Raw genomic sequence first — 12,275 nt, forward strand, 5'->3', positions numbered from 1 at the left:
TCACACGCTCAGGAGGCTCGCGGGGATGCCGCTGACGAATTCGGCGAAGTCCCGTCCACCGATCGCGATGTGCTCGGACATGGCCTGCCACGCGGCGGCCTCATCGCCATTTGCAATGGCGAGCGCGACCGCCTGGTGCTCTTCCACGGACCGTTGCATGCGCCCTGGCGAATCAAAGCGATTGCGGGTGTAGCCCGCGGTTTTGGTGCGCATCTGGCGAACCTGCTCTTCCAGCAGTTCGTTGTGGGATGCGGCCCAGATGGCGCGATGGAACCCGTCGTTCGCGGCCTCGTACGTGCGCGCGGTGCCATCGGCCGCAATGCGGCGTCCCTGCTCCAGTGACGCCAGGATGGCTTGCCGCTCTGCGGCGGTCGCCCTTCTGGCGGCCAGCCTGGCGGCGGTCGCCTCCAGCTCGGCGATCAGCTCCAGGATGTCGCGCAAGCGCTGCAGCGACAGCTTCGGGATGGTGACGCTGCTTCGGGCTTCGTTGACCGCGAAACCCTGCGCCACCAACTGCAGGAACGCTTCGCGCACTGGTGTGCGGGACACACCGAACCGCTCGCACAGCAGCTTTTCGTCCAGAGGTTCCCCGGGGCGGAGTGCGCCCGACGCCAAGTCTTCAAGGATCGCCAGGCGCACTTGCTCGGCGAACGTGCGCGCGCCTTTCGTGGGCTCGGCCACTTGCATGGTTGTGCTCATTTAAATATACTGAAGTCGATCGTAAATATATTAGGAGACGCTCAGTGAATATTCTAAAACAAGCGGTCGCTGCCGCCACCCTGGCGGCCGGCTTGGCCTTGCCTGGCCATGCCGTGTCCGCCACAGGCCCTCAGTGGGTGCCGACCAAACCCATCAAACTGATCCTGGGTTACACCCCGGGCGGCGCGGCGGACGCCACCGCGCGCGAAATCGCCGGGGTCATGGAAAAAATCCTGGGGCAACCCATGGTCGTGGACTACCGCCCCGGTGCGGCGGGCTCCATCGGGGCCGAGGCCGTCGCGAACGCGGCACCCGATGGCTACACGGTGGGCCTCATCGACAGCGCCCCACTGACCATCATCCCGACCACGCGCAAGGTGCCTTACGACCCCGTGACCGGCTTTGCCTACGTGGGCGTGGTCGCGCAATCGCCCTTGGTCATCCTGGTGAACCCCATGCTGCCCGTGCGCACGCTGCCGGAGTTGATTCAGCTGGTCCGCAAGAAGCCCGGCTCGTTGAGCTTCTCCACCTCAGGACTGGGGAGCATCCACCAGATGTCCGCGGAACTGCTGAAGGCCGAAACCGGCACCTTCATGACCCATGTGCCTTATCGGGGTGCGGCCCCCGCCCTCAACGACCTGATGGGCGGCCAGGTGGAGGTGTCGTTCGCGACCATCGCGCCCGCCATCCCGATCGTGCAGAGCGGCAGGGCGCGCGCCATCGCCGTGACCTCGGATCGCGAAGTGCCGTCGTTCCCAGGGGTCAGACCCGTGTCTCAACAGGGCGTCCCAGGCTATGACGCCCAGGGCTGGTTTGTGATGGCCTTGCCCAAGGGCACGCCGCAACCGGTGATCGAGCGCTTGAACGCGGCGCTGAATGAAACCCTGAACACACCCACCGTAAAGGACAAGCTCGTCGGTTTCGGCAACGACATATCGGCAAGCACGCCCAACGCGGCCTCGCTGCTGGTGAAGAGAGACTTCGAAAAATGGGCTCGCGTGGTGCGTGTGCAGCAATTGAAGTTCGAGTGAACCGCATTCCCCTCCCCCGTCTGAAAGCCCCCTCATGTCCATCCACCTTGAATCCGCCCCCACCGCCACCGCGCTCACCCCTCAACCGCCCGAGTTGAACGTGGATGGCGCGGTCGCCACCATCCGCCTGCGCCGGCCCGCCACGCACAACCGCATCGAACCCGATGACGTGGGCGTGATTTCCCGCTACCTGAGCGATCTCAACGGCATGCCCGCGGTGCGCGTCATCGTGTTCCAGAGCGAGGGCAAGAGCTTCAGCTCGGGCTTCGATCTGACGCGGCTGGGCACGGCCGCAAACGCCAATGGAAAGGCCGGCGAGAACCCGTTCGAACAACTCTGCGACGACATCGAAAATGCGCGGGCGGTCACCATCGCCCGGCTGCATGCGCCGGTCTATGGCGGGTCCACAGACCTCGCCCTGTCGTGCGATTTCCGCCTCGGCGCTCAAGGCATCCGCATGTTCATGCCGGCGGCCCGCCTCGGGTTGCACTACTACGGCCGGGGCATCCGCCGCTGGGTCACCCGGCTGGGGCTGGGCGGCGCGAAGAAGCTGTTCCTCACCTCAAGAACGATCGACGCCGCCGAGATGCTGCGGATCGGCTACCTCGACGCCTTGGTGGCACCCGAAGAACTGGACGCTGAGCTGCAGCGCTGGATCGGCGATCTGCTGGCCATGGCCCCCATTCCGCTGGTGTCCATGAAGAAGGTGCTCAACGAGACCGGCCGGCAGGAGTACGACGAGGCGACCGCCACCCAGGCCTTTCTGCACAGCCTGGGCACAAGCGATCTCCGGGAAGCCTTGGCGGCCTTCGCTGAAAACCGCCCCCCCGTGTTCAAGGGCGCCTGACCGACATGACCCCCAAAGCCCAAGGCCCCCTGAAGGGCATGCGCGTTCTCGAACTGTCCCAGATCATGGCCGGCCCGGTGTGCGGGCTCATGCTGGCGGACATGGGCGCCGACGTCATCAAGGTCGAGAAATTCCCCGCCGGGGACGATTCCCGAGGGTATGCACGGCCGGGCGACCCCGGCCTGGCGCCCAGCTTCCTGATGCTCAATCGGGGCAAGCGCTCCGTCGCCGTGGACATCCGCCTGCCACAGGGTCAGGAGGTGATCCGCCGCCTGGTCGCGCAGTGCGACGTCATGACCGAGAACTTCCGCCGCGGCAAGCTCGACGCCCTGGGCCTGGGCTACGACGACCTGCGGCGCATCCATCCCGAGCTGATCTACTGCTCCATCAGCGGCTACGGCCCCAATGGACCGCTGAGCGACCAAGGCGGCTTCGACCTGGTGCTGCAGGCCTTTTCAGGCCTGATCAGCGCCACTGGCACGCCGGACGGGCAGATGGTCAAGCCCGCCAACTCGGTGGCCGACATCAACGCCGGCATTCTGGCGGCCGTCGGCATTCTCGCGGCGTACATCGAGCGGCTGAAGACCGGCAAGGGGTGCAAGGTGGAAACCTCGCTGCTGCAGGCGTCCATGCAGCAGATGTACTGGTTCGCAGCGGCCTACTTCAACGACGCCACCATCGCCAAGCCCATGGGGACGGCCCATCCCTTGATCGCGCCCTACCAGACCTTTCGCTGCCGCACGGGGGCCATCGCCCTGGGTGGCGGAAACCAGGCCAACTGGGAGCGCATCGCGCAGATCCTCGGGCACCCCGAATGGCTGCAGGAACCCCGGTTCAAGAACGGCCGCAGCCGGGTGGCGCACCGCGCGGAACTGGAAGCGCTGATCACGCAAGCCCTGTCCAGCGACGACGCGCCGGCCTGGGTGCAGCGCTTTGACCTGGCCGGCGTGCCGGTGGGCCCGGTCAACAACGTGGGGCAGGCGCTGGAACATCCGCAGGTGCGCGCCACCTCCATGGTGGTGGACGTCGACCACGCCGATGGCGGAAAGACGCCTTCGCTGGGCTTGCCGATCCATTTCAACGGCGCGTCCCCGCACGCCACCTCCGCCGCCCCCTACGTGGGGCAGCACACGGTGTCGGTGTTGCGCGAGCTGGACTTCGAGCCTGGGGAAATCGATGCGCTGATGACCTCGGGCGCGGTCTTTCAGCACTGAGCGCGACCCGGGGCCTGGTAGCTCGCCAGCACCGCCGCCGCCTGCTGCGCCAGGCGCTCGCGCAACGCAGGCGGTGAGAGCACCTCGATCTCGTCGCCGAAGGCGAGCAGTTGCCGCGCGCCCTGCTCCACCGATTCGACGCGGATCGTCACCTCGTCGCCCACCGGGTCGCTGAACGGCACGCGCGCGTTCGCCAGCCACTTCAGGCAGCGCGGCGTCGCGCGTGCCCGCACCTCGATCGAACGCAGCTCCGATTCGAAGCGCGCGGCCGACGCCTGCCAGGTGCGCGCAAGGTCGAAGGTCTTGGGCCGGCGAAAGGCCGTACCCGGTTTGAGCTCCAGCAGGCTCGCCAGCCGGTACGTGCGCGCGCCATCGCCTTTCGTGGGGGCCGCATCCACCGCGCGCGCCACCAGATACCACGCGCCCGCCTTGAGCACCAGGCCCAGCGGCTCCAGCGTCCGCCAGGCCTTGCCGCGCCAGCTTTCGTAACGCACCTCGATGCGGCGCGCGCGCCAGACGGCGTCGGCCACCTCGCGCAGGAAGTTCGGCGCGTCCTGCGCGCGGTACCAGTCCACCGGGTCGATGTGCAGGCGCTGGCCCACACGATCGGCCTGCTCGCGCCACTCGCCCGGCAGGCTGGCCACCATCTTCAGCCGCGCCGAGGCCGCGGCCGCGCCCAGGCCCAGTTCGGTGGCCGGCCCGGGCAGGCCGGCGAGCAGCAGCGCCCGGGCCTCGGGCTCGGTCATGCCGGTGAGCTGGGTGCTCCAGCCCTCGCGCAGCTGAAAGCCGCCCTGGCGTCCACGCTCGCCCCACAGCGGCACACCAGCAGCCGAGAGCTGGTCGATGTCGCGCAGCACGGTGCGCTCGGACACTTCCAGCGCCTGCGCCAGCGCACCGGCCGTGAGGCGGCCGCGCGCCTGCAGCAGCATGAGGATGGAGAGCAGTCGGCTGGCTTGCATGCGACAGATTTAAACATGACACACCGTGTCAGGTTATGGGGCGGATCATCGCCGCACCGTCTTTCAAGGAGCCATCTTCATGACCGAATCCCCCATCGTCGAGCTGCGCCGCTACACCCTGCACCCGGGCCGGCGCGAGGCGCTCATCGAGCTGTTCGACCGCGAGTTCGTCGAAACCCAGGAAGCCCAAGGGCTGCGGGTGATCGGCCAGTTCCGCGACCTGGACGACGCCAACCGGTTCGTCTGGCTGCGCGGCTTCGCCGACATGGCGCGCCGCGCCCGGGGCCTGGCCGCGTTCTACGGCGGCCCGGTCTGGCAGGCGCACCGCGACGCGGCGAACGCCACCATGATCGATTCGGACGACGTGTTCCTGCTGCGCCCGGCCTGGCCCGGTGCGGGCATCGACGGCGAAGCCCCCCGGCGCGCCAAGCCCGGTACCACCGACACACCACCCGGCCTGCTGGACGCGGCCGTGTTCCCGCTGCGCGCGCCCGCCGGCAGCGACCTGCTCGCGCTGTGCCGCGAGGTGCTCTCGCCGGTGCTGCGCCAGGGCGGCGCGCGGCGCATCGGCTGGTACGTGACGGAGGCCAGCCCCAACAACTTCCCGCGCCTGCCGGTGCGCGAGGGCGAGCCGGTGCTGGTGGGCCTCGCGCTGTTTCAGAGCCCCGCCGCCTTCGACGCCTTCGCGCGCGGCGGCGCCTGGGCACGCGACGCACAGCCCATGCTCACCCCCTGGCTGGCCGGTCCCACCGAGAGCCACCGCCTCACCCCCACCGCCCGTTCCGCGTTGCACGCCTGAAGGAGCATCCCCATGAACACCAGCGAACACGACTTCGACTTCCTGCACGGCCACTGGCGCGTGGAACACCACCGCCTGCGCGAGCGCCTGAACGGCTGCACCGACTGGGAGCGCTTCGACGGCACCTGCACCGCCTGGCCCGTGCTCGGCGGCCAGGGCAATGTGGACGACAACCTGCTGCACCTGCCCGGCGGCAGCTACCGCGCGGCCACGCTGCGCAGCCACAACCCACACACCGGCCGCTGGTCCATCTGGTGGCTGGACGGCCGCCAGCCCCACCAGCTGGACGTGCCGGTGGTGGGCCACTTCGACCGCGGCGTGGGCACCTTCTTCTCCGAAGACGTGCTGGACGGCCGCCCGATCCGCGTGCGCTTTCGCTGGACCGACACGCAGACCGCCTCGCCGCTGTGGGAGCAGGCGTTCTCGGCCGACGCCGGCCGCCACTGGGAAGCCAACTGGACGATGCGCTTCCACCGGGCCCCGGCCTGAAGCCAGGGTGCGGTGGCGAACAGACGCGCGGCAGGGCCGCTTTCATATTGGGCGGCCCCACCCCACCGGCAACCCACCATGACCCCGATCCGAAAAGGACAGGCGCCCGCCCCGCTCCAGCGCGCGCAGTTCAGCGAGCGCTTTCGCCAGTTCTTCGTGGACCCCGCCTACCGCACCGAGGACGCCAGCATCGAACGCCTGGAAGCCATCGCCTGGGAGGCCTACCAGGAAGGCCGCAAGGCGCCCCTCACGCAAAAGGCCGGCCCGGGGTATGCCGATCCGGGCTACGACCTGTCGTCCGAATGGGCGGCCAACAAGCAGCGCATCGAAGCCGCCCAGACCCGATGGGCGAAAAAGAGCACGCCCTCGCGCGTGCTGCTGGTCTGCGGCGCCGCGCGCAACGACGGCACCTGCCCGGGCGAAATGTCCAAGACCTTCCGCCTCACGCAGATCGCGCAGCAGGCGCTGGAACAGGAACAGATGGAGGTCGACCTGCTCGACCTGAGCCTGCTCACCTCCAGCTACGCGCTGCACATCCACCCCTGCAAGGGCTGCGTGTCCACCGCCATGCCGCTGTGCCACTGGCCCTGCAGCTGCTACCCCAACCACGCGCTGAACCAGACGCACGACTGGATGGCCGAGATCTACGAGCGCTGGGCCGCCGCGCACGCGGTGCTCATCGTCACCCCCGTCTACTGGTACCAGAGCCCCAGCCCGCTCAAGCTGATGATGGACCGCCTGGTCTGTGCCGACGGCGGCAACCCCGACCCGACCTCCACCGGCGGCAAGAAGCCCGAGAAAGCCAAGGCACTGGAAATGGCGGGCTGGGACTACCCGCAGCACCTGGCGGGCCGGGCCTACGGCGTGGTGGTGCACGGCGACGTGGCCGGCATCGAGGGCACGCGCCGCTCGCTGTGCGACTGGCTGGACTGGATGGGCCTGATCGACGCCGGTGCGCCGGCCCGGCTGGACCGCTTCATCGGCTACTACGAACCCTACTTCAACAGCCACGACGCCCTGGACAAGGACACCGGCGTGCAGGAAGAAACCCGCCAGGCCGCGCTGGCCGTGGCCCAGGCGGTGGTGGCGCTGCGCGCCGGCCGGCTGCAGGCGGTGCAGCCGCGCACCACGCGCCCCCGGCCCAAATGAGACACCGCGTCTCAATTTGAGAATGATTGCCGCCGGTCGGGAGATTTGAGGGTTAACCCGCAAATCACCGCCCGGGCAGCGTGCTCAACTTGTTGGTGCCCCATCACCACAACAAGGAGACAAGCATGCAGGTTCAACTCAGGGTCAACGGCAAGGCCGTGACCATCGACGCGCCGCCCCACACGCTCTTGGTCCAGGCGATCCGCGAACACCTCAAGCTCACCGGCACCCACGTGGGTTGCGACACCGCCCAGTGCGGCGCCTGCACGGTCTTGCTCGACGGGCGCGCGGTCAAGTCCTGCAACATGCTGCTGCCCCAGGCCGCCGGCTGCGAGGTGACCACCATCGAAGGCCTGGCGTCGGCCGACGGCACCATGCACCCGATGCAGGCGGCGTTCAAGGAATGCCACGGCCTGCAGTGCGGCTTCTGCACCCCGGGCATGGTGATGAGCTCGGTGAGCCTGTGCAAGTCGAACCCCGGCGCCACCGGTGCCGAGATCCGCGAACTGCTCGAGGGCAACCTGTGCCGCTGCACCGGTTACCAGAACATCGTCAAGGCCGTGCAGCAAGGCGCTGCCGCCATGAAGTGACACCCCCCCGCCGCGCTTCGCGCGACCCCCTCAAGGGGGCGGCGCCAGCGGCCTGGCAAAGCCAGTTCCGCGGCGCCCCTCGATCGAAACCTCACTGGAGCCATTGACATGGGTGCTTCCGACTTCTCCAAACTCCCCCACATCGGTGAATCGCTCAAGCGCAAGGAGGACTACCGCTTCCTCACCGGCGCCGGCCAGTACACCGACGACATCGTGCTGCCCAACATGCACCACGCGGTGTTCGTGCGCTCGCCGCACGCGCACGCCAACATCCGCAAGATCGACAAGGCCGCCGCGCTCAAGGCGCCGGGCGTGATCGGCATCCTCGACGGCAACGACGTCGCGGGCGACAAGATCGCGGGCCTGCCCTGCGGCTGGCTCATCACCGACACCGCCGGCCAGCCCATGAAGGAGCCGCCCCACCCCATCCTGGCCTTCGACAAGGTGCGCTACGTGGGCGACCACGTCGCCATGGTGGTGGCCGACACGCTGGAGAACGCGAAGAACGCCGCCGAACTGGTGGACGTGGACTACGAGCCGCTGGCCGCCGTGGTGGACGTGCGCGACGCCATGAAGCCCGGCGCGCCGGCGCTGCACGAGGCCGCCGCCGACAACCACTGCTACAAGTGGGCCATCGGCGACAAGGGCCAGGTGGACGCGGCGTTCAACGGCGCCGCGCACGTGACCAAGATCGATCTGGTCAACAACCGCCTCGCGCCCAACCCGATGGAGCCGCGCGCGGCCATCGCCAGCTACAACCGCGCGGGCGACGACTACACGCTCTACGTGGCCAACCAGAACCCGCACGTGGAGCGCCTGCTGATGACGGCCTTCGTGCTCGGCCTGCCCGAGCACAAGGTGCGCGTGATCGCGCCCGACGTGGGCGGCGGCTTCGGCGCCAAGATCTTCCTGTACGCCGAAGACGTGTGCCTGACCTGGGCCTCGAAGAAGCTCAACTGCGCGATCAAGTGGACCTGCGACCGCTCCGAGGCCTTCCTGAGCGACGCCCACGGCCGCGACCACGTGACGCACGCCGAAATGGCGCTGGACAAGGACGGCCACTTCCTCGCCTTCCGCGTGCACACCGACGCCAACCTCGGCGCCTACCTCTCCACCTTCTCCACCGCCGTGCCCACCATCCTGTACGCCACGCTGCTCGCGGGCCAGTACAAGACGCCGCAGGTCTACGTGGAGGTGGACGCCTGGTTCACCAACACCTCGCCGGTGGACGCCTACCGCGGCGCCGGCCGGCCCGAGGCGACCTACCTGCTCGAGCGCATCGTGAGCCGCTGCGCGTGGGAGACCGGCCTGTCGCAGGACGAGATCCGCCGCCGCAACTTCATCACCGAGTTCCCCTACCAGACCCCGGTGGCGCTGCAGTACGACACCGGCGACTTCCCCGCCTGCATGGCCCAGGCCAACGAACTCGCCGAAATGGCCAGCTTCGAACAGCGCAAGGCCGCCTCCAAGGCCAAGGGCCTGCTGCGCGGCGTGGGCTACAGCAGCTACATCGAAGCCTGCGGCCTGGCGCCGTCGAACGTGGCGGGCGCGCTCGGTGCGCGCGCCGGCCTGTTCGAGTGCGGCGAAGTGCGCGTGCACCCCACCGGCAGCGTGACCGTGTTCACCGGCTCGCACAGCCACGGCCAGGGCCACGAAACCACCTTCGCGCAGGTCGTGGCCTCGCGCCTGGGGCTGGACCCGTCGCAAGTGGACATCGTGCACGGCGACACCGGCCGCGTGCCCTTCGGCATGGGCACGTACGGCTCGCGCTCCATCTCGGTGGGCGGCGCGGCCATCATGCGGGCGCTGGACAAGATCGAGGCCAAGGCCAAGAAGATCGCGGCCCACCTCATGGAAACCGGCGACGCCGACGTGGACTTCGCCAACGGCGAGTTCACCGTGAAAGGCACCGACAAGAAAGTCACCTTCGGCCAGGTCGCGCTCACCGCCTACGTGCCGCACAACTACCCGCTGGACAAGCTGGAGCCGGGCCTGAACGAGACCGCGTTCTACGACCCGACCAACTTCACCTTCCCGGCCGGCACGCACATCTGCGAGGTGGAGGTGGACCCCAACACCGGCGTGGTGCGCATCGACCGCTTCACCGCGGTGGACGACTTCGGCACCATCATCAACCCGATGATCGTGGAAGGCCAGGTGCATGGCGGCCTGGTGCAAGGCATCGGCCAGGCGCTGCTGGAGCACTGCGTGTACGACCGCGAGACCGGCCAGCTGGTCACCGGTTCGTTCATGGACTACGCCATGCCCCGCGCCGACGACGTGCCGGACTTCCGGCTCGGCCACGTGGTCACGCCCTGCACCACCAACCCGCTGGGCACCAAGGGCTGCGGCGAGGCCGGTGCCATCGGCTCGCCGCCGGCGGTGATCAACGCCGTGCTGGACGCGCTCGCGCCGCTGGGCGTGAAGGACCTGGACATGCCCGCGAGCCCCAGCCGCGTCTGGACCGCCATCCAATCGGCCAAGGCCTGAACCGGAGGACCCACACCATGTACGCATTCACACTCGAACAACCCAAGACCCTGGCCGATGCCAAGCGCTTCAGCGGCGCCGGCGCGCAACCCCTGGCCGGCGGTCAGACCCTGATCGCATCCATGAAACAGCGCCTGCTGCGCCCCGAGCAACTGGTGGACCTGGGCGGCGTGGCCGAGCTGCGCGGCGTCAAGGTCGAAGGCCAGACCCTGGTCATCGGCGCCATGACCTGCCACCAGGACGTGGCCGACAACGCCGACGTGCGCAAGCACATCCCCGGGTTGGCCGCGCTGGCCGAAGGCATTGGCGACCGCCAGGTGCGCGCGCGCGGCACCATGGGTGGCTCGGTGGCCAACAACGACCCGGCCGCCTGCTACCCCAGCGCCGTGCTGGGCCTGGGCGCCACCGTGGTGACCGACCGGCGCCAGATCGCGGCCGACGACTTCTTCCAGGGCCTGTACACCACGGCGCTGGAGCCGGGCGAGATCATCACCGCGATCCGTTTCCCCATCCCCACCAAGGCGGCGTACGCCAAGTTCCGCCAGCCGGCCTCGCGCTTCGCGCTGGTGGGCGTGTTCGTGGCGCTCACGCCCTCGGGCCCGCGCGTGGCGGTCACCGGCACCGGCAACGGCGTGTTCCGCCATGCCGGGCTGGAGGCGGCCTTGGCGAAGAGCTTCACGCCCGACGCGGTGAAGGACGTGAAGATCGACGCCAGCGACATCAGCGGCGACCTGCACGCCAGCGCGGCCTACCGGGCGCACCTGGTGACGGTGCAGACGCAGGTGGCGGTGCGTCACGCCAACGGATGAGCCGGGTGCCCGACGACACCGGCAGCATCGACGGCCTCAGCCACGCCCTGCAGGGCGTGGGCTACCACGCTCCCCGGCGGCTGGCCACCGCCGTGTTTCTGGCCATGCGCCTGCAACGCCCGCTGCTGCTCGAAGGCGAGCCGGGCGTGGGCAAGACCGAGCTGGCCAAGGCGCTCGCCAAAGTGCTGGGCCGGCCGCTGGTGCGCCTGCAGTGCTACGACGGCATGGAGCAGCGCGAGGCTCTCTACGAATGGAACCACACGGCGCAGCTGCTGCACATGCGCGCCGCGCAGGCCACGGCCACGCCCGACGAAATCGAGCGCGAGGTCTACCAGGCGCGTTACCTCATCCGCCGCCCGTTGCTGCAGGCCCTGCAGACGCCGGAGCCTGGCGCGGTGCTGCTGATCGACGAAGTGGACCGGGCCGACGAGCCGTTCGAAGCCTTTCTGCTGGAGTACCTGGGCGAGTACCAGGTGAGCATCCCCGAGCTGGGCACCATCCAGGCCGTGGCCGCGCCGCTGACCATCCTGACGAGCAACCGCACGCGCGACCTCAACGACGCGGTGAAGCGGCGTTGCCTGTACCAGTGGCTGGACTACCCGGAGCGCGAACGCGAACTCGCCATCGTGAAAAGCCAGGTGCCCGAAGCCAGTGCGGCGCTCACCGAGCAAGTCACGCGCTTCGTCTCGCGCCTGCGCAACCAGCCGTTTGCCAACGCCTTCCAGCGCAGCCCAGGGATCGCGGAGAGTGTGGAGTGGGCCAAGGCCCTGGTGGCGTTGGATACGCTGACTCTGGACCCTGAGGTGATTCAGGACACCGCCGGCATCCTTTTCAAGCAGCGTGAAGACGTGGCGGCTTTGTTGCCCATGCTCGACCAGTTGTTGGCGCCTGAGCCTGTGTGATTTCTGTGGACACCTTGCTTGCTTGCATTGGCTCCGGGCCGCTGGGGCGGGGGCCCGTTCTCCGGCGCTGCTCGCGGGCGTCTGCCCGGGCACACGGGAAACCACTGCGTCAACACCGTGGTCTGGACGCACGCTCTGTGGCAACCGCGAATGGGCGCCTGCGCCCGGACCCCCACCCCATCGACCCCAGCCGCACCCAGGCACGCCACAAAAATGAAAACCCTTTGCGCGCCCGCATGTCACTCTCGACGGATGGTGGGGTTCGCGGGCGCAGGCGCCCATTCGCGGTTGCCACAG

12 protein-coding genes are annotated in these 12,275 nt (G+C 68.8%); 10 read left to right on the forward strand and 2 right to left on the reverse strand.

Annotation, left to right across the window (positions count from 1 at the left end; all coding sequences use genetic code 11):
* Complete coding sequence (locus tag ACODTB_RS23715) at positions 1–687, reverse strand: GntR family transcriptional regulator (RefSeq protein ID WP_291117749.1); 687 nt, start codon at positions 685–687, stop codon at positions 1–3.
* Positions 688–743: 56 nt separating this feature from the next.
* On the opposite strand from ACODTB_RS23715, the gene ACODTB_RS23720 reads away from it, so the two are divergent.
* Genes ACODTB_RS23720 through ACODTB_RS23730 form a run of 3 tightly spaced genes read left to right on the forward strand, consistent with a single transcriptional unit; the run spans position 744 to position 3,791 of the window.
* Positions 744–1,730, forward strand: coding sequence for a Bug family tripartite tricarboxylate transporter substrate binding protein (locus ACODTB_RS23720; RefSeq protein WP_291117752.1), 987 nt, complete (start codon positions 744–746; stop codon positions 1,728–1,730).
* A gap of 34 nt (positions 1,731–1,764) precedes the next feature.
* Positions 1,765–2,577, forward strand: coding sequence for an enoyl-CoA hydratase/isomerase family protein (locus tag ACODTB_RS23725; protein ID WP_291117755.1), 813 nt, complete (start codon positions 1,765–1,767; stop codon positions 2,575–2,577).
* A gap of 5 nt (positions 2,578–2,582) precedes the next feature.
* Positions 2,583–3,791 (forward strand): CaiB/BaiF CoA transferase family protein, encoded by a 1,209-nt coding sequence (locus tag ACODTB_RS23730; RefSeq protein WP_291117758.1) that lies wholly within the window; start codon positions 2,583–2,585, stop codon positions 3,789–3,791.
* On the opposite strand, the gene ACODTB_RS23735 is transcribed toward ACODTB_RS23730, so the two are convergent.
* Positions 3,782–4,750 (reverse strand): helix-turn-helix transcriptional regulator, encoded by a 969-nt coding sequence (locus ACODTB_RS23735; protein ID WP_291117761.1) that lies wholly within the window; start codon positions 4,748–4,750, stop codon positions 3,782–3,784. The genes ACODTB_RS23730 and ACODTB_RS23735 overlap by 10 nt on opposite strands.
* Before the next feature lie 79 nt (positions 4,751–4,829).
* Here ACODTB_RS23735 and ACODTB_RS23740 point away from each other — a divergent pair, with 79 nt between their 5' ends.
* The 7 genes from ACODTB_RS23740 to ACODTB_RS23770 all read left to right on the forward strand — a co-directional run bounded on the left by ACODTB_RS23740 (position 4,830) and on the right by ACODTB_RS23770 (position 11,978).
* Positions 4,830–5,549: an NIPSNAP family protein gene (locus ACODTB_RS23740; RefSeq protein WP_291117764.1), complete on the forward strand. Its 720-nt coding sequence runs from the start codon at positions 4,830–4,832 to the stop codon at positions 5,547–5,549.
* 12 nt (positions 5,550–5,561) lie between these two features.
* Positions 5,562–6,038 (forward strand): DUF1579 domain-containing protein, encoded by a 477-nt coding sequence (locus ACODTB_RS23745; RefSeq protein ID WP_291117767.1) that lies wholly within the window; start codon positions 5,562–5,564, stop codon positions 6,036–6,038.
* Positions 6,039–6,116: 78 nt separating this feature from the next.
* Entirely contained in the window at positions 6,117–7,187 is a 1,071-nt protein-coding gene (locus ACODTB_RS23750) for a flavodoxin family protein (RefSeq protein WP_291117770.1), read from the forward strand.
* A gap of 125 nt (positions 7,188–7,312) precedes the next feature.
* Positions 7,313–7,777 (forward strand): (2Fe-2S)-binding protein, encoded by a 465-nt coding sequence (locus tag ACODTB_RS23755; RefSeq protein WP_291117773.1) that lies wholly within the window; start codon positions 7,313–7,315, stop codon positions 7,775–7,777.
* 108 nt (positions 7,778–7,885) lie between these two features.
* Positions 7,886–10,267: a xanthine dehydrogenase family protein molybdopterin-binding subunit gene (locus tag ACODTB_RS23760; protein WP_291117776.1), complete on the forward strand. Its 2,382-nt coding sequence runs from the start codon at positions 7,886–7,888 to the stop codon at positions 10,265–10,267.
* Between the two features lie 17 nt (positions 10,268–10,284).
* The gene (locus ACODTB_RS23765) at positions 10,285–11,076 is read left to right on the forward strand and encodes an FAD binding domain-containing protein (RefSeq protein ID WP_291117779.1); all 792 of its coding nucleotides are present in this window, start codon (positions 10,285–10,287) and stop codon (positions 11,074–11,076) included.
* Positions 11,073–11,978 carry an AAA family ATPase gene (locus ACODTB_RS23770; RefSeq protein WP_488929815.1) on the forward strand — a complete coding sequence of 302 codons (906 nt, stop codon included), beginning with the start codon at positions 11,073–11,075 and terminating at the stop codon, positions 11,976–11,978. Before ACODTB_RS23765 ends, ACODTB_RS23770 begins: the two co-directional genes overlap by 4 nt.
* The last annotated feature ends 297 nt before the right edge of the window (positions 11,979–12,275 follow it).

Source organism: Hydrogenophaga sp. FG152 (genome assembly GCF_057809615.1).